15 protein-coding genes and 2 pseudogenes are annotated in these 17,063 nt (G+C 67.1%); 6 read left to right on the forward strand and 11 right to left on the reverse strand.

Features of this window, described 5'->3' with window-relative positions:
- Window positions 1-135: 135 nt before the first annotated feature.
- On the reverse strand, window positions 136-1,521 hold the full coding sequence (locus tag JO236_RS07580) for a hypothetical protein (RefSeq protein WP_293326859.1): 1,386 nt from the start codon (window positions 1,519-1,521) through the stop codon (window positions 136-138).
- Between the two features lie 172 nt (window positions 1,522-1,693).
- Here JO236_RS07580 and JO236_RS07585 point away from each other — a divergent pair, with 172 nt between their 5' ends.
- Complete coding sequence (locus JO236_RS07585; RefSeq protein ID WP_293326861.1) at window positions 1,694-2,974, forward strand: glycosyltransferase 87 family protein; 1,281 nt, start codon at window positions 1,694-1,696, stop codon at window positions 2,972-2,974.
- 60 nt (window positions 2,975-3,034) lie between these two features.
- Here the strand turns inward: JO236_RS07585 and JO236_RS07590 are convergent, their stop codons facing one another.
- The 5 genes from JO236_RS07590 to JO236_RS07610 form a co-directional block, all read right to left on the reverse strand.
- Entirely contained in the window at window positions 3,035-3,754 is a 720-nt protein-coding gene (locus JO236_RS07590; RefSeq protein WP_293326863.1) for a lysophospholipid acyltransferase family protein, read from the reverse strand.
- A gap of 95 nt (window positions 3,755-3,849) precedes the next feature.
- On the reverse strand, window positions 3,850-4,233 hold the full coding sequence (locus JO236_RS07595) for a hypothetical protein (protein ID WP_293326865.1): 384 nt from the start codon (window positions 4,231-4,233) through the stop codon (window positions 3,850-3,852).
- Window positions 4,230-5,480, reverse strand: coding sequence for an ArsA family ATPase (locus JO236_RS07600; protein ID WP_293326890.1), 1,251 nt, complete (start codon window positions 5,478-5,480; stop codon window positions 4,230-4,232). Before JO236_RS07600 ends, JO236_RS07595 begins: the two co-directional genes overlap by 4 nt.
- Before the next feature lie 17 nt (window positions 5,481-5,497).
- Complete coding sequence (locus JO236_RS07605) at window positions 5,498-5,932, reverse strand: SRPBCC family protein (protein ID WP_293326867.1); 435 nt, start codon at window positions 5,930-5,932, stop codon at window positions 5,498-5,500.
- Window positions 5,933-6,053: 121 nt separating this feature from the next.
- Window positions 6,054-6,452, reverse strand: coding sequence for a polyketide cyclase / dehydrase and lipid transport (locus tag JO236_RS07610; protein ID WP_293326869.1), 399 nt, complete (start codon window positions 6,450-6,452; stop codon window positions 6,054-6,056).
- A gap of 289 nt (window positions 6,453-6,741) precedes the next feature.
- Here JO236_RS07610 and JO236_RS07615 point away from each other — a divergent pair, with 289 nt between their 5' ends.
- Window positions 6,742-8,547, forward strand: a complete 1,806-nt coding sequence (locus tag JO236_RS07615; protein ID WP_293326871.1) for an AMP-dependent synthetase/ligase — start codon at window positions 6,742-6,744, stop codon at window positions 8,545-8,547.
- Between the two features lie 27 nt (window positions 8,548-8,574).
- On the opposite strand, the gene pimB is transcribed toward JO236_RS07615, so the two are convergent.
- The 4 genes from pimB to JO236_RS07635 all read right to left on the reverse strand — a co-directional run bounded on the left by pimB (window position 8,575) and on the right by JO236_RS07635 (window position 12,283).
- Complete coding sequence (gene pimB / locus JO236_RS07620) at window positions 8,575-9,708, reverse strand: GDP-mannose-dependent alpha-(1-6)-phosphatidylinositol monomannoside mannosyltransferase (RefSeq protein ID WP_293326873.1); 1,134 nt, start codon at window positions 9,706-9,708, stop codon at window positions 8,575-8,577.
- A 106-nt stretch (window positions 9,709-9,814) separates the two neighbouring features.
- Complete coding sequence (locus JO236_RS07625; protein ID WP_293326893.1) at window positions 9,815-10,612, reverse strand: hypothetical protein; 798 nt, start codon at window positions 10,610-10,612, stop codon at window positions 9,815-9,817.
- Window positions 10,613-10,652: 40 nt separating this feature from the next.
- On the reverse strand, window positions 10,653-11,834 hold the full coding sequence (gene ripC / locus JO236_RS07630; RefSeq protein WP_293326876.1) for a peptidoglycan hydrolase RipC: 1,182 nt from the start codon (window positions 11,832-11,834) through the stop codon (window positions 10,653-10,655).
- 194 nt (window positions 11,835-12,028) lie between these two features.
- Complete coding sequence (locus JO236_RS07635) at window positions 12,029-12,283, reverse strand: hypothetical protein (protein ID WP_293326895.1); 255 nt, start codon at window positions 12,281-12,283, stop codon at window positions 12,029-12,031.
- Between the two features lie 131 nt (window positions 12,284-12,414).
- Between JO236_RS07635 and JO236_RS07640 the strand changes: the two are divergent.
- A pseudogene (locus JO236_RS07640) lies at window positions 12,415-14,238 on the forward strand (DEDD exonuclease domain-containing protein); the annotation flags it as partial.
- Here the strand turns inward: JO236_RS07640 and trpD are convergent.
- A complete protein-coding gene (gene trpD, locus JO236_RS07645) occupies window positions 14,176-15,246 on the reverse strand; it encodes an anthranilate phosphoribosyltransferase (RefSeq protein ID WP_293326897.1) in 1,071 nt (356 codons plus the stop codon). The pseudogene JO236_RS07640 and the gene trpD overlap by 63 nt on opposite strands.
- A 145-nt stretch (window positions 15,247-15,391) precedes the next feature.
- Between trpD and JO236_RS07650 the strand changes: the two genes are divergently transcribed.
- The 3 genes and pseudogenes from JO236_RS07650 to JO236_RS07660 form a co-directional block, all read left to right on the forward strand.
- Window positions 15,392-16,003, forward strand: a complete 612-nt coding sequence (locus JO236_RS07650; protein WP_293326878.1) for a cytochrome c oxidase subunit 3 — start codon at window positions 15,392-15,394, stop codon at window positions 16,001-16,003.
- Window positions 16,004-16,050: 47 nt separating this feature from the next.
- Window positions 16,051-16,923 carry a cytochrome c gene (locus JO236_RS07655; RefSeq protein ID WP_293326880.1) on the forward strand — a complete coding sequence of 291 codons (873 nt, stop codon included), beginning with the start codon at window positions 16,051-16,053 and terminating at the stop codon, window positions 16,921-16,923.
- A pseudogene (locus JO236_RS07660) lies at window positions 16,920-17,063 on the forward strand (menaquinol-cytochrome C reductase); the annotation flags it as partial. The gene JO236_RS07655 and the pseudogene JO236_RS07660, both read left to right, overlap by 4 nt.

Below are 17,063 nucleotides of genomic sequence, written 5' to 3' on the forward strand. Positions count from 1 at the left end.
ACCGCACCACAATATCCATCGTTTAGCTAACTCGGCTTTGCGCATCGGGGGCCAGCCTATCGGCGATCGCAAGAGCGGCGAAGCCGGTCGCAGCGGGTCGCCGACCATCAACCCCGCGGCGATCGCACAGGCGAGCTAGAGGCGCCAGCTGGTACCGAAGTCGCCGGTGATGACGCCCTTGTGGTTGATGTACGCGAGAAGGCCGAAGCTCATCGCCGCCTGCAGGACGACCAGGACCACCAAGATCGGCCGCCCCCACGGCCGCGCCGCGCCGCGGTCGCCCCACAACACCGTCATCGCCGTCCAGAGGGCGACGATCGGCACGATGACTATCAAGTAGTGGCGATAGGAGTCCGCGCCAGAAAAAGTGATCACCGTGAGCACGCCTCCGTAGCCGAAGAATGCCGACGCGATCAGCAGCGTCTCGCGGCTGTGTCCGAGCAGGATCGTCCCCAGGGCCGGGCGAGCGGTCCCGAGCGCAGCGCGGACCGCGCGTGCCAGCACCACAAGCGCCACGCCGACGAGCACCACCTCGATGGCTCCCAGTGCATAGGTCGTGAAGCCACCGACGCGCGGCCCGGCAAGAAAGTCGATGAAATCGTGCTTGCCCAAGGTGTACTGGGTCCCAATGCCGAAGAACTGCGTGAACCAATTCCCGTAGAAATTTGCCGAGGGCGCGCTGAGATGGGCGTGCCCGCCGCGATGGCCGAGCACCGCCAGCCCCCACGGGATCGCCGGCAGGGCGCCCAAAACGCTGCCGGCCAGCCAACCCGGCCACGGAAAGGCGCCGCGGTCGTGCACCAGCGTCCAGACGGCGAGCGCGAGCACCAGGAAGGCCACGCCCATGTGCACCTGTGTCATCAGCGCGCCGACCAGCCCCCAGGCAAAGGCCCCGGCGGGATGTTTGCGATACCACCACGCCGCCAAGATGCCGACCATCGGCAGCGGCAGCACGCTCGGCGGCCAGATCTTGCGTTCCAAAATGACCGCCACCGGATTGGCCGCCCAAAGCCCCAGCGCCCACAACCACGGTTCGCGCCGCGCCCTCGGCACGGCAACGAGGACGAACACTGCGAAGGCGACGAGCGCTAGCACGTTCATTACCTGCACCGCGGCTGCCAGGTCCGGCGGCGAGTGGACGCCGAACAGTCGGAACAGCCCGGAGAAGATCCAAAGGCTCATGCCTGGGTTCGGTGGACCAATGCTGCTCGGCATGCCGATCGCCGGCCAGCTGCCGGCATGCCCCGCCATCTCCTGGGCGTGCGAATACGTCCATTGCTCGTCGCGCTTCCACTCGATCGCGCCGTGGAAGGAAAGCCGGAGCACCGCACCAACGCCCAGCACCGCAACCACGCCACCCATCGGCGCCGCGCGCCGCAGACGCCGGCAGCGGCGCAGCGCGAGACTCCCGGGCAGCCGCGGTGATTCGGGAGCCAGATGACCGCCGCGATCAGATGGGCCCGTGTCGGGGTGCGCATCCAGGCGGTGGGGCAACGGCGTAGACGGCTCGACATCTACCATCGCCCCTCCTTGTCCCAAAAGCCTGCTGGGTCGGTCCTGCTTGGATACGCAGGCGCATATTAACGGCCCAGCATCGTTGCAAATCACAGCCGGGCGCATCAGTCGCTGTCGCGTCGGGAGGAGCCCCGCGCTACGCGGGCGGCCAACGAACACCGTTACGCTGTTTTGCGAAATGAGTAAATGGCGGGGGCGCATAGCGAGCAGTCGACCCGCACAACGGTTGCTGTGGTGCCTCCTGTGGCTGGTCGCCGCCGCTGCGCTGTGCTGGCTGGCACTGCAGTTGTTCGGTCACATCCCCTACCGCGTCGACATCGACGTCTATCAGATGGGTGCTCAAGCCTGGCTGGACGGGCATCCGCTGTATGCCGGCGACGTGATGTTCCACACGCCGATCGTGGATCTGCCCTTCACCTATCCCCCACTGGCCGCGATCGTCTTCTGCCCGTTCGCCTGGTTGCACATGCCGGCCGCGAGCGTCGCGATCACGGTGTTGAGCTTGGTGTTGTTGGTTGTCTCGACGGACATCGTGCTGACCCGGCTTGACGTGTGGGCCACCTCGACAGTGCTGTCCGGTCCGGCCTGGTTGCGCCGGCTGTGGCTGAGCGTGGTCATCGTGGTGCCGGCGTCGATCTGGCTTGAGCCCATCAGCTCGAACTTCGCCTATGGCCAGATCAACGTGGTCCTGATGATGCTCGTGATCGCCGACTGCGTTCCGCGGCACACGCCGTGGCCACGCGGGCTGCTGATGGGCTTGGCAATAGCGCTGAAACTCACACCCGCGGTGTTTCTGCTCTACTTCCTGGTGCGTCGCGACAACCGCGCGGCACTGACCACGCTGGCCTCTTTCGCGGCTGGGACGCTGATCGGTTTCGCCTTGGCCTGGAGCGACTCTTTGGAGTATTGGACTACCACGGTGCACCACACCGACCGGATTGGTTCGGCAGCACTCAACACCGACCAGAACATCGCGGGCGCACTCGCCCGGACCGGGCTGGGGGAACACGAACGTTTCGTGCTGTGGCTGGTTGGGGCGCTGGTCGTGCTGGCCGCGACCGTATGGGCGATGCGACGCGTGCTGCAAGCCGGCGAGCCGGTGCTGGCGGTTATTTGCGTGGCCCTCTTCGGGCTGTTGGTCTCACCGGTGTCCTGGTCGCACCATTGGGTATGGGTGCTCCCCACGCTGCTGGTGACGGGGGTCTTGGGCTGGCGACGGCGCAATATCGCGCTGGCGGTGCTGTGTGTTGCCGGCATCGCGGTGATGAGGTGGAGCCCGATCGATTTGCTTCCAAAGCACAAAGAGTGGACCGCGGTGTGGTGGCGTCAACTCGTCGGGATGTCCTACGTGTGGTGGGCGCTGGCCGTGATCGTCGCCGCCGGACTCACCATCCGGTCGAGGGTGACCGCGCAGACGTCGCCCACGCCGGAGCTGACGACGCTGTCGGCCGCCACGTGACGTTCATCGGGACTTGATCTCGGCAAGGTTCGTGGGACCAGTCGGTCACGATACCGTCGGCTAACCGGCGGCCGTCTCGGGAATGCGCGCGGCGTCGGCCGCTGGGTTGCCCTGGTCCTTGACGGTCGCCGCGTAGATGTCGACGTACTCCTGGTCGGACAACCCCATCAGTTCGTAAATCACCTCGTCGGTGACGGCGCGCTCGATGAAGCGGTTGCCTTCCAAGCCCTCGAAACGTGAGAAGTCCATCGGCTTGCCGAATCGCACGGTGACGCGCCCGAATCGCAACCTCGAGGTACCCGGCGGGTTGACGACGTTGGTCCCGATCATCGCGACCGGGATCACCGGAACGCCCGTCTGCAGGGCCAGCCGCGCCAATCCGGTCTTGCCCTTGTACAGCCTGCCGTCCGGCGAGCGGGTGCCCTCGGGATACATGCCCAATAACTTGCCCTCGCCCAACACCCGCTCGGCAGTGTCGAGTGCGGCTTGAGCGGCGTCGGCATCGCTGCGGTCGATCGGTACTTGGCCGACGGCGGTGAAGAACCACCGGCTGAACCAGCCCTTCAGCCCTGTGCCGGTGAAGTATTCGGCTTTGGCAAGAAACGTAATTCGGCGACGCACCACCAAAGGAAGAAAAAAGCTATCCATGACCGCCAGGTGATTGCTGGCCAGGATCGCCGGACCAGAACTCGGAACATATTGCAGGCCTTCAACTTTCGGGCGACCGAGCACGGACAGCAGCGGGCCCAGGAGAATGTACTTGAATAGCCAGTACCACATGGCCCCTCCCTCTCACCCGCGCACCCAACGGCGTCAGCGCCAACTGTACCCATCTGCGACGGACGGGACCACCTCGACGCGGCTGGACCCAGGGATCACTCTTCGACAGTGACCGGGATCGGCTGGTAGCGAGTCTTACCATTCGTTTCGGGCGGCGTGTCCCCGTTGCTGGGACCGCCGCCGGGTGGGCCGTCGGGCGGTTGATCGGCTGAACGGTTGATGTCGTCGACCATCGCGCGGATCACGTCCAGCAGGGCCACGCTGTGGTCGGCGATGATGGTTACCAACGGATGCTGTTCGCCCGTCACCACAGCGGCCAGCGCACACACCGGACACCACACCTGCTGGCACTTGCCGGTGCCGACGCCCGCGCCGGATGCCAACATGGCCGCCGATCGCACCGCGGGATCGATCCCGCTCAGGATCGCCTGGGCGAGCCTGCGCAACTCGGTACCAATATCGGGATGTGCCCCACTCACTTTGGCCACACCTCCGGATCTGGTCTGAAACGAACTGTTAGTTCACTACCCCGCAGATTTGCGTCTAACACTGTGCATCGCCGCAGCACGGACGCCAACCGGACCCTGCGCCGCATGCCGCCGGCGCCGATGATCAGGTCGTCGTCGACCCGACCGAGCGTCAACGTCCCGGGATCGACCTGGAGCAACGCTAGCCGCAGACGATATACCGACTCCAGCCCGGACCCGGATTCCCGGTCCACGATAGGGCGCAGTGGGCCGGGAGGCGCCGCGCCGCGGCGACGACGGGCGCTGTCGAGCAATTCGCCCAGCGCCTTGGGGCCGATGGGCTCGCCGGCCATGTGCGGCGTCATGACCAGCTCAATGTCACCGATGGCGGCGTCGAGTTCGTCAAGGACGGCTCGTTGCTCGGAGATCCGCTCGGCATACCAGTAGAAGGCTGGGTGGTCGGGCAGGTTGTGGTACTCGTACGACTCGTCTCGCACCAGGACCTGATTGACGATCAGTTCCTCGACGCGCACGCCCATCAGCGCCAGAGAACCAAGCGTGCGCACTGCCTCGGCCGCGACCACCCGCTCGGGGGTTAACACCAGGTGCGCGGTCACCCGGGCAGCGTCGGTGAGCACGGCGCTGAGCGCACCGACACTGTCGCTGACTCGCTCCAGCAGCTCCACCACCGCCCCCGACCGGGAATCGTCGGCGGCGACGGAAAGCCTGCGATGCCGCGGCCAGGCCCGTTCCACGTACAGCCCGAAGGTGGCCGGCAGGGTCAGCATCCGCAACGCATCCGCGGTCGACGCGCAGTCCACCACGATGCGATCCCACCGCCCGGCGGCCGCGAGTTCGCCGACCGCATGCAGCCCGAGCACTTCCTGGACACCGGGCAGCGCCGAAAGTTCTTCGGGCGCAATGATGCTCAACTCGGAGTTGGGAAATTGCCGATCCAGAGTGTCGACGACCTCACGCCACCGATCCTCCAGCAGGGCCAGGGTGTCCAACGCGAGCGCATCGAGAAAGCCACCGCCGGTGTCCGGGTCATCGGCCAGCACGCGAACGGGATCACCCCCGCCTGTCGGCGGCACCGCGATGCCCAGCACGTCGCCTAACGAATGCGCCTGGTCGGTGGAGACCACCAACACCCGCTGACCCGCACTGGCATCACAGACCGCGGTCGCCGACGCCAGGGTGGATTTTCCTACCCCGCCCTTACCGACGAAGAGACTGATCCGGGCCGGGGCGGATGCCAGGAATTCACTGGAATCACTCAGCCCTCGACTCGTTTCTTCAGATCCTTTAAAGCAGTGTCGGTCAACCTGCGCTCAGCCTTACGTTTGAGCAAACCGAGCATCGGGACGGCCAGGTCGACTGCCAGTTCGTAAGTGACTTCGGTGCCAGAGCCCTTGGGCGCCAAGCGATATGTGCCGTTAAGCGAGCGCAGCAGCGAGCTGGAAACCAGCGTCCAAGACAGCGACTTGTGGTCTTCTGGCCACACGTAGGACATGACCAAGGTGTCCTTGAGGACGCCGGCGTCCATCACAAACCGCACGACTTTCGGATAGCCGTCGTCGCCTGTTTGCTGCACTTCGGCTTCCTTGTATTCCGATATCCAATCCGGGTAGGAGTCGATATCCGCGATCACTTCCAACACCGTCGCCGGATCGGCATCGATGTAGATCGTCTGCGTCGTCTTCTCAGCCACCTGGCTTATCCCTCTCCCTTGCAAGCGGGCCCCACTCCCCCTGCAAGCGGGTCGACCCCGGCTCCTGCGGGAGCGCCCGGCCTCCCGGCAGAAACGGTACTCGTACCAAACCTTGACCCGGTTAAACTACCGGAGAAACTCCGACCGGGCGGGACCGTTCCAGGGTCGTTTTCAGTTCGAAGGCCATTTTTTTACCCGCAACCCGTCGCCGGTGCGTCATTTTGGCCAGGTTCATCTTTGCCAGCTGCCAGGCGGCTGCTCCGGTCGGCTCGGCGTGCAGAAAATAGTGCAGGACCACCCCGTCCAAGCCGTCCTGCACGGGTTCCAGCCAGACCTCCATGGTGCCGGTCAGCGCGCCGGTCACCGTCCACCTGATCCCCTTTTCGGCGCGATCCTCCACGACCTTCAGATGCAGATCGGGCCACCAGCGGCGCCAGCTGGACCGGTCGGCGACGGCGGCGCCGACGCGTGCGCCAGCGGCGGCGACGTACGTCTCGTCGGCGACCTGGATGCTGTTCATCGCCACAGCTTCACATACCCGCCTGGATACGTATCTGCGAGGCCAACTTTCGCTACCGTCGTCGAAGGGGCGACCACCGTCCGTCGGAGCCGGTATCTCACTACGCCGATTGTCGGCCTCCGGCTGAGACATACCTTCGAGACTCTCGTATGCATTCGGGATTCGGATCCGGGCCGCCCGCCTCCAGGTACCGAGCCGCTGACCCGCAGGACCGTCTCCGTGCTGGAGAAATACGCACATTAGGCTGGTTTGCAGCAACCCTCTCACTAGGTCAAGCGAGGTCAAAGAAGTGCGCCAGTACAGTGTTCCCGCCCGCTTTTCCGTCAACGAGCACGACAACGTCGCCGCCGCCGTTTTCGAGCACGAGCGCAATTGCCCCGACTTCGTGATCTACCAGCGCCAGATCGACGGCGAGTGGACTGACGTCACGTGCGCCGAGGCGGCAGGCCAAATCCGTTCTGCGGCACTGGGTCTGATTGCGATGGGGGTGCAGGCCGGTGACCGGGTGGCCATCTTCTCGGCGACCTGTTACGAGTGGGCGATCCTCGACCTGGCGATCCTGTCCGTGGGTGCGGTCACCGTGCCGATCTACGAGACCTCGTCGGCCGAGCAGGTGCGCTGGGTGCTACAGAACTCCGAAGCCGTGTTGGCGTGCGCGGAGACCGATGCCCACGCGGCGATGGTCACGGAGCTCACCGGCGAACTGCCCGCGCTGCGCCGGGTGCTGCACATCAATGGCGCGGGGCCCAAGGCGCTCGACCAGCTCGCCGAGCAGGGCGCGTCGGTCGACGAGAGCGAGTTGACGGCCCGGCTCGACGCGCTGCGTGCTGATGACCCGGCGACCCTGATCTATACCTCGGGCACCACGGGTCGGCCCAAGGGCTGCCAGCTCACACACTCCAACCTGCTGCACGAGATCCGGGGCACGCAGGAGTGCCTGCCGACGCTGCTGGGCGAGGGCCAGCGGCTGCTGGTGTTCCTGCCGTTGGCCCACGTGCTGGCCCGGGCCCTGACGTTGTCCGCATACGCCTGCAAGGTGACGGTCGGGTTTACCAGCGACATCAAGAACCTGCTGCCGATGCTCGCGGTGTTCAAACCGACGGTGGTGGTGTCGGTGCCACGGATTTTCGAAAAGGTGTACAACACCGCCGAGCAGAACGCCTCCAACGACGGCAAAGGCCCGGTCTTCAAGACCGCCGTGCAGACCGCCGTCGACTGGAGCCGGGCCCACGATGACGGTGGCCGTCCCGGGCTGCTGTTGCGCGCAAAGCATGCCGTGTTCGACCGACTGGTGTACCAGAAGCTGCGGGCGGCCCTGGGGGGCGATTGCCATGCGGCCGTCTCGGGCGGCGCGCCGCTGGGCGCACGGCTGGGCCACTTCTTCCGCGGCGCCGGGGTGACCATCTACGAGGGCTACGGGCTGACCGAGACCAGCGCCGCCGTCACCGTCAACCAGATCAAAGCGCTGAAGATCGGGACCGTCGGAAAGCTGGTGCCGGGCAACGGCTTACGTATCGCCGACGATAAAGAGCTGTTGGTACGCGGGGGCGTGGTGTTCGGCGGCTATTGGCACAACGAGCAGGCCACAGAGGAGGCCTTCACCGACGGCTGGTTCAGGACCGGCGATCTCGGCTCGGTCGACGAGGACGGCTTCTTGACGATCACGGGCCGCAAAAAGGAGTTGATCGTCACCGCGGGCGGCAAAAACGTCGCACCCGCCGTCCTGGAGGACCAGTTGCGCTCGCACCCACTGATCAGCCAAGCGATGGTCGTCGGGGATGCCAAACCGTTTATCGGCGCGCTAATCACCATCGACCCTGAGGCATTTGACGGCTGGAAGCAGCGCAACCACAAGGGCACCGACGCGTCGGTGGGTGACCTGGCCACCGACCCCGACCTGGTCGCCGAGGTAGACGCGGCGGTCAAGCAGGCAAATCAGCAGGTGTCACATGCGGAGTCGATCCGCAAGTTCCGCATCCTGCCGGTCGACTTCACCGAGGACACCGGTGAGCTGACGCCGACCATGAAGGTCAAGCGCAACGTGGTGGCCGAGAAATTCGCCGCCGACATCGAGGCGATCTACGAAAAAGACTGACCTTAAGAGTTTCCGGTCGGCATCGGGCTAAGCGCGCAGCAGGTCGCCCAGCCGCGCTGTTAGCGTGTCCCAGCGCCATTGGGAGGTCACCCACTCCCGGCCGGCGGCGCCCATCGCGGCGGCCCGGTCGCGGTCGGACAGCAATTGGGTGACGGCGTCGGCGATCTGGTCCACCGAGCGACCGTCGACCACCAACCCAGTCTTGTTGTGCTGCACCGTCTCCGGGGCGCCGCCTGAGCGGCCGGCGATCACCGGCACACCGGTGGCCGAGGCTTCCAGGAAGACGATCCCCAGGCCCTCGAGGTCCATTCCCGCGCCGCGGGTGCGGCAGGGCATGGCGAACACGTCGGCCAACGCATGGTGGGCGGGCAGTTCATCGCCCGGCACGCCGCCGGTGAACGTCACGTCGCCGGCCACACCACACTCGCCGGCCAGCTTGTGCAGCGCGTCCGAATACGGACCACCGCCGACTATCACCAGTGCCGCGCCGTCGACGCGCCGCCGGATCGACGGCATCGCCCGGACCAGCATGTCCTGCCCTTTACGCGGCACCAGCCGGGACAGGCACACCACGGTGGGCCGCGCGCCCAGGCCGTAGCGCGTACGCAGCTCGTCACGGGCCGCCGGATCCGGGCGGAACCGATGGCTATCCACCCCGGGCGGCAGATGTTCCAGTGCCGCGCCGGGTCCGAAGGCCGGTGCGAACCGGGACCGCGTGTAGTTGCTCACGAAGGTCACCACGTCGGTGTTGTCGCCGATGCTTCGCAGCACCGACCGCGCGATGGGCAGCATCGACCAGCCCACCTCGTGTCCGTGCGTGCTGGCCAGCACCCGTTTGGCGCCGGCCTGCCTGGCACGCGGCGCCAGCAACGCTAACGGCGCCGCCGCGCCGAACCAGACGGTATCGACGCGGTGCTCGGCGATCATCCGGCGCATTCGGTTATCGACGGCGGGGACGGGCAGCATCAGCGTGCCGGGATGCCGCACCACCGGGTAGCTGACGGCCTCGTCGAAGGCGTCGGCGCCCTTCCATTGCGGCGCGTACACCGTCACGGTGTGCTCACCGCCGTCCACCAGCCGGCCGACGAAATCGCCCAGGTAGGACTGGATGCCGCCGCGTCGGGGCGGAAAGTCGTTGGTTACCAGCAGGACCCGACTCACGTGCGTCAGGCTATCCGGTCGGACCCGCGCGTCCTTGCGCGAGCAGACGCAAAGTCACCCAAAACCGGCACGAAATGGGTGCTTTTGCGTCTTCTCGCGGCAACAGTTACCCCGCCATCCAGCGCTTCCACCCCGCGAGCAGGCCGGCCGAATCGATGCCCAGCGTGCCACGCGCCGCGGTCAGCCAGTCGGTGTGCCCGACACCGCATGCGGCGCGATAGAACGCACGCAACTTGGCTGCCCCATAGGTGTCGGCGACGAAGCGGACGAACCACCACGCACGGTCGTACGCCAGCGACCGCTGCGACCCGGGAGTGTCCAGGTCGGTGTCCGACGGCAATTGCCGTGCCGCCCCTACCGCGTCGGCAGGCAGCGCCGTGCTAGGCCGGGCCACGAAGTCGGCGACGCCTTCGGTAAGCCAGCGCGGTGCATCCAGGGCGGTGTCGGCGCGCGCGGCGTAATGAAAAAGCTCGTGTGTCAACACAATTCGCAGCGCTGAGTCACTCATGCGGGCTGCACCTGGCGCGAAGACGATCCGCTCCCCCAGCACCACCCGGTGTGCGGTGTCGATGCGGTCGACGACGGTCACGGCCGCGATATCGGCCCACTGCGCCGCCGATCCTCCGCCGGCAGCTGCACGAAACTGATCGTCAGATCCCGCGGCGACCACCGAAATAACGGGCGACCAATCGCCACCCCAGAAGGACTCAACTTTGTCGACGGCGGTGCCGATGTTCGCCGCGACGCCGGCCACCACCCGCTCGCTGCTTGGCCCACCCAGGTTGACCAGCCGTACCGTGCGATCACGCACAACCAGTGGCGTCGCGGCGACGCGAGGGTGCTGCGGATGCGCCGCCACAGCCGCGGCCACCGTCAGCTCAACGACAAAGACACAGGCCAGCAGCATCGTCCGCCACCGGTGAAACCGGCTGGCGTCGAGGCTGTCAGTAGCGGCGGGCGTCGTAGATCGGGCCGGACGAGTTCATCGGCACCACCCGCACCGGCACGCCATAGGTGGAGGAATGGATCATCATGCCGTCGCCGACGTAGATGCCGGCATGTGATGCGTCGGAATAGAAGGTCAGCACGTCACCGGGCTGCAGGTCTGACAGATCAACCGGTTGACCGCCCTGCGCCAGAGCCTGGCTCGAGTGCGGCAGCGAGATACCGGCCTGCTGGAAGGCCCACATCACCAAGCCGGAGCAGTCGAATCCACCGGGTCCGGCACCGCCCCACTGATACGGCGTACCGATCTGGGTCAACGCCGCCTGCACGACCTGCGCACGGTCCCCGCTACCGCCCGGTGGCGCCATGAAGCCGGGCAACCCGCCGGGCGGTGGCACGAAGCCGGGCAGTCCGCCGGCGGGCGGGGCCTCTCCCGGCGCCCCGGGCAGAGCCTCACCTGGTGGCGTGCCCGGTGGCAGGCCCTCCGGCGGGGCGCCGGCCGGTGCGCCCGCGGGAACCGGCCCGGGGGCGGCGAGTGCGGTGCGCTGATCCGGCGTCAACGCCAGGTACTGCGATTTGACGACGGCGATCTGCACCTGCAACTGGCTCTGCTTGTGCTGCAGGCCGGCCGCCACCTCGGCGGCCTTGTCGGCGGCGGACTTGGCTTCGGCAGCGGACCGGGCGGACTCCTGCTCGGCCTTGGCGGCCGCTTCCTGAGCGGCCCGGAAGCTCGCCATCTGCGCGGACATCTGATGTGCCATCACCCGCTGGACGGTCAGCTTGTCGATCAGTCCCTGCGGCGACGGCGCCGTCAGCATGGCCTGCATGCCGTCGGTCGCACCACCCATGTACGTCGCGGCGGCGAGCTTGTTGACCGCGGTCTGGAACATGGCCAGCTTCGCCTTGGCGGCGTCCACGCTGGCCTGGTCATCCCCATGCTTCTTGTCGGCCGCCTGCTGGACTGCCAGCTTCGCGTTCAAGTCCAATTGGGCGCTGTGCATCGCCTCGGTGGTCTGCTCGGCCTGGCGGGACAGCTCGTTGAGTTTTGCTATGGCGTCCTCGGCAGGATCGGCGACCACGTTCGCGGAAAGAACACCCGATAACACCGCGAAGCCCGCTACCGCCCCGACGAGAGAACACGTGATGAAACGCGCAACCGGATGCCTACGGTCGAACTTCAAGATTTGCTTCCTTAAACGGCCGTGAACCGCGACAGACGCATTGCGGTCCAGCTGGGGTTTAGGTCTCAAACAGGTTACGAAACGATATCGGCGTTTGTCCAAAGCGGATCGTTAAGAAAATAGAAAGATTTCTGTCATATCTCTGTGAAACCACGAATATCCTTGCGTTCCAGGGGTTTTGGCGCACGCCGCAATCAGGCTACACCAGAACTTTTGTGGCGATGAATGGGGACAAGACGCAATCTCGGCGCCAAACCTACCTCGGCGAGCACTTCGAGCGCGGCACGCTCGTCGTGCAGGAGGGTTTCGGGCACCCCGAGTAGCACGCTGACGACACAGTCGCGACATCCCGGACCGCGCACCGCGCAGTCGTCACAATCGATCACCACCGATCCCCCGGGAGCGGGATCCGCGACGCCCTTGCTGTCGGCTCCGCTGCTGTGCGACATGGACATGCGGGTCAATCCTCTCTTCGTCCGGCTCGCTCGGTCGATCGGTCGCAACGCTAGCGGCAGGCGCCGACAAGTACCCGCGGCGTGGGAACCGGTGGGTGTCGGTCCGGCTGAATAACGTCACGGCCATGGCGACGACGGGCGCGACTCAGCTGAGTTTTGCGGGGCTCGACGCGGCCGAAGAGGCGTCGTTGCGGGAGACCACCTTCGTGGTGGTGGACCTGGAAACCACTGGCGGACGCGCGCGCGGCGCCCCGGGAGCGGCCCCCGACGCCATCACCGAGATTGGGGCGGTCAAGGTCCTCGGCGGCGTCGTGCTCGGCGAGTTCGCCACCCTGGTGGACCCGCAGCGCAGCATCCCCCCGCAGATCGTGCAGCTCACCGGCATTACGACCGCGATGGTGTGCGACGCGCCGACCATCGAGGCCGTGCTGCCGATGTTTTTCGAGTTCGCCGGTGACGCCGTCCTGGTCGCTCACAACGCTGGGTTCGACGTCGGGTTCCTGCGAGCCGCCGCGCAGCGCTGCGACATCAGCTGGCCGCGGCCACGCGTGCTGTGTACGGTCCGGCTGGCGCGCCGTGTGCTGTCCCGCGAGGAGGCCCCCAGCGTGCGGCTGGCCGCCCTGGCCCGGCTGTTCACCGTCGCCACTCAGCCCACCCACCGCGCCCTCGACGACGCCCGCGCCACCGTCGATGTGTTGCATGCACTCATCGAGCGAGTCGGCAACCAGGGCATCCACACCTACGCCGAACTGCGCTCGTATCTGCCCGATGTCACGCCGGCTCAACGCCGCAAGCGGGTGCTCGCAGAGCAGCTGCCACACCGGCCGGGCGTCTACCTGTTCCGTGCGGCCTCCGGTGAAGTCCTCTACGTGGGCACCGCAATTGACTTGCGGCGCAGGGTAAGTCAGTACTTCAACGGCAGCGACCCGCGCGGCCGGATGAAGGAGATGGTCGCGCTGGCCGGCTGCGTCGACCACGTCGAATGCGCGCATTCTTTGGAAGCCGGCGTCCGGGAACTGCGGCTGCTGGCCGCACATGCCCCGCCGTACAACCGGCGGTCCAGATTCCCGCACCGTTGGTGGTGGGTGGCCTTGACCGACGAAGCGTTTCCGCGCCTGGCGGTGGTCCGCGCGCCGCGGCACGACCGGGCCGTGGGTCCGTTTCGGTGCCGCGCCGACGCCGCGGAGACGGCGGCCCTGCTGGCGCGCTTCGCCGGGCTCCGAACGTGCACCACGCGGCTGGCCCGTTCGGCGCTGCACGGCCCGGGCTGCCCCGAGCTGGAGGTGTCGCCCTGCCCCGCCGCCCGCGGCGTGACGCCCACCCAGTACGCGGCGGCGGTGGCGCGCGTCGCTGACCTGATAGACGGGCTGGACAACGCCCCGTTGAGAGCGGCGGTGGATCAGGTGACCGCGCTGGCCGGGCTTGGCCGCTACGAGAGCGCCGCGCGGCTGCGTGACCACACCGCCGCCGCTATCGAGGCGCTGTGGCGCTCCCAACGGCTGCGCGCGCTGTCCGCGCTGCCGGAGCTGATCGCAGCTAAACCGGACAGGACAGAAGGCAAGAGCGGCTACCAGTTCGCCGTCATCCGACACGGTCGGCTCGCCGCTGCGGGCAACGCCGGCCGAGGGGTGCCGCCCATGCCGGTGATCGAGGCACTGCGGGCCGGCGCCCAGGCGGTGTTGCCGACGACGGCACCGCTCGGCGGCGCGATGGTCGAGGAGACGGCACTCATTGCGCGCTGGCTGGCCGCACCGGGGGTGCGCATCGTCTCGGTCGCTGAGGAGGGCTGGGCATCACCGCTGCGGTCTGCCGGCGCCTGGGCGGCGTGGGCGGCCTCGGCACGCTCTGCCCGGCTGGCCGGCGAACAAGCCGTGCGGGACTGGGACTCAGAGCTGCTGGCCGAACCGCACCCATCGCGCGAGCAGCTGTTCGGCCGCTCCGGTGTCGAGGGCAGCGCTGGCCCGCGCCAACCCGTCCTCCCACGCCGGCAACCATTCAGCGCGGCTGGATAGCCCGGCGTGCGCGACGATCGCGCCAGCCGCGTTGAGCACCACCGCGTCTCGAACCGCGCCCCGCGCCCCCGCCAGCACCGCGCGCGCTTCGGCCGCGTTGGCCTGCGCGTCGCCGCCGATCAGCTCCGCCAGATCGGCACGCGCGAAGCCGAACCCGGCGGGATCGAACTTGAGCCTGTCCACCGTGCCGGCCTGCACCCGCCAGATCGTGCTCGTCGTCGTGGTGGTCAGCTCGTCGAGCCCGTCGTCACCGTGCACCACCAGCACGCTCGAGCGGCGCGCAGCGAACACCCCGGCCATCACCTCGGCAAGGTCGGCGAACGCGCAGCCGATCAATCCGGCTCGCGGCCTCGCCGGATTGGTAAGCGGCCCAAGGAGATTGAACACCGTTGGCACGCCGATCTCACGCCGCACAGCCGACGCGTTCCGGTACGAGGGATGGAACTGCGGCGCAAAGCAGAACCCGATCCCGACCTCGGCGAGGCTGCGGGCGACCTGGTCAGGCCCGAGATCGATGCGCACGCCAAGTGCCTCCAGCGTGTCGGCACCCCCGGACAACGAGGACGCCGCACGGTTGCCGTGTTTGACCACCGGTACGCCCGCGGCGGCCGCCACGATCGAGGCCATAGTGGACAAATTGACGGTGTTGAGGCCGTCGCCGCCGGTGCCAACGATGTCCACGGCGTCGTCTGGGATCGCCTCGCCGGGCATCGGCCGCGCGTGGCTGAGCATGACGTCGGCCAGCTCGCCGACTTCGGCAGCGGTCGGAACCTTCATCTTCATGGCCACCGCGAACGCGGCGATCTGGGCCGGTGTGGCGGCGGCGGTCATGATCTGGTCCATCGCCCAGGCGGCCTGCCCCCGAGCCAGGTCCTGACGGTCGGTCAGCCTGCCCAGCAACTTCGGCCACGACGGGGCCGCGGCGGGAGCAGCATCCGACGACATGGCCACGCGCCGATGGTCCCACGGGCACCACCGTTCGTCGTGGTGTTCCCCAAAGAGCGCGAAGTCGCCGCGCGCCAACACGCGGGCCAACTGAATTTGCGCCCCGGGTAGAGTTCGACAACTACAAAGCGTCATACTTGCGGATGTGACGAGCGCTGTGGGGACTTCGGGTACTGCGATCACGTCGCGGGTGCATTCGCTGAATCGCCCCAACATGGTCAGCGTCGGCACCATAGTTTGGCTTTCCAGCGAGCTGATGTTCTTTGCTGGCCTGTTTGCGATGTACTTCACCGCGCGCGCTCAGTCCGGCGGGAAGTGGCCGCCGCCGCCGACCGAGCTGAATCTCTACCAGGCCGTGCCGGTGACTCTGGTGTTGATTGCGTCGTCGTTCACCTGCCAGATGGGCGTGTTCGCGGCCGAACGCGGCGACGTCTTCGGTCTCCGCCGCTGGTACGTGATCACGTTCTTCATGGGGCTGTTCTTCATCCTTGGCCAGGCCTACGAGTACTACCACCTGGTGTCGCACGGCACGACGATCCCCGGCAGCGCCTACGGCACCGTGTTCTATCTGGCCACCGGTTTCCACGGGCTGCACGTCACCGGCGGTCTGATCGCGTTCATCTTCCTGCTGGCCCGCACCACGATGAGCAAGTTCACCCCCGCGCAGGCGACCGCCAGCATCGTCGTCTCCTACTACTGGCATTTCGTCGACATCGTCTGGATCGCGCTGTTTACGGTGATCTATTTCATCCGATGAACCGGCGGTCCCCTACAGGCCCAAACAGGAACGACAGGAGTGATCGGTTGAAAAATCTGGGATTCACCCGATCCCGTGGCCGTAAGCCGCGTGCCAGCGCGCCGCAGAGCCGGCGCAGTCAGCGTTCCCGGCGGCGGCTACAGCGTCGCCTGTCGGGTGGCCTGCTGCTGCTGATAGCCCTGACCGTCGCAGGGGGGATAGCCGCGGTCCTCACCCCCACCCCGCAGGTGGCGGTGGCCGACCAGTCCTCGGAGGCGCTGCTGCGGACCGGCAAGCAGCTGTTCGACACCTCGTGCGTGTCCTGCCACGGTGCCAGCCTGCAGGGCGTGCCCGACCACGGACCGAGCCTGATCGGTGTCGGCGAAGCGGCCGTCTACTTCCAGGTGTCCACCGGACGGATGCCGGCCATGCGCGGTGAAGCCCAAGCCCCACGTAAGGATCCGATCTTCGACGAGTCCCAGATCGACGCGATCGGCACCTATGTGCAGTCGATAGGCGGCGGTCCGATGGTGACCCGCAACCCCGACGGCAGCCTGGCGATGCAATCGCTGCGCGGCACCGACCTGGGCCGCGGCGGCGACCTGTTCCGCCTCAACTGCGCCTCGTGCCACAACTTCACCGGCAAGGGTGGAGCACTGTCGTCCGGCAAGTTCGCCCCTGACTTAGGACCGGCCAACGAACAGCAAATCCTCGACGCGATGCTCACCGGCCCGCAGAACATGCCGAAGTTCTCCGACCGCCAGCTCTCCTTCGAAGCCAAGAAGGACATCATCGCCTACGTACGGACGGTCGCCGAGGAGCGCCAGCCGGGCGGATACGGCCTCGGTGGATTTGGTCCCGCACCCGAGGGCATGGCGATGTGGATCATCGGCATGGTCGCCGCCATCGGGCTGGCGCTGTGGATCGGGGCGCGATCATGAGCGGGTCGGACACCGACAAGGGAACCGGGATGCAAGAGCCCGACGAGGCAACCCTGGCCGAGATGTCCAACAACCAACTGCTGGACCTCGGCGGTCGGCTCGACGGTGTCCAGATCGCCTACAAGGAGCCACGCTGGCCG

The organism is Mycobacterium sp. (assembly GCF_019247635.1).
Lineage (GTDB): Bacteria > Actinomycetota > Actinomycetes > Mycobacteriales > Mycobacteriaceae > Mycobacterium.

What these genes read in the sequence shown, in the direction of transcription:
- JO236_RS07635 (WP_293326895.1), bottom strand. Translation starts at nt 12,283, where the DNA reads ATGTCGCACAGCAGCGGAGCCGACAGCAAGGGCGTCGCGGATCCCGCT.
- trpD (WP_293326897.1), bottom strand. Translation starts at nt 15,246, where the DNA reads ATGTCGTCGGATGCTGCTCCCGCCGCGGCCCCGTCGTGGCCGAAGTTG.
- JO236_RS07585 (WP_293326861.1), top strand. Translation starts at nt 1,694, where the DNA reads ATGAGTAAATGGCGGGGGCGCATAGCGAGCAGTCGACCCGCACAACGG.
- JO236_RS07590 (WP_293326863.1), bottom strand. Translation starts at nt 3,754, where the DNA reads ATGTGGTACTGGCTATTCAAGTACATTCTCCTGGGCCCGCTGCTGTCC.
- JO236_RS07610 (WP_293326869.1), bottom strand. Translation starts at nt 6,452, where the DNA reads ATGAACAGCATCCAGGTCGCCGACGAGACGTACGTCGCCGCCGCTGGC.
- JO236_RS07580 (WP_293326859.1), bottom strand. Translation starts at nt 1,521, where the DNA reads ATGGTAGATGTCGAGCCGTCTACGCCGTTGCCCCACCGCCTGGATGCG.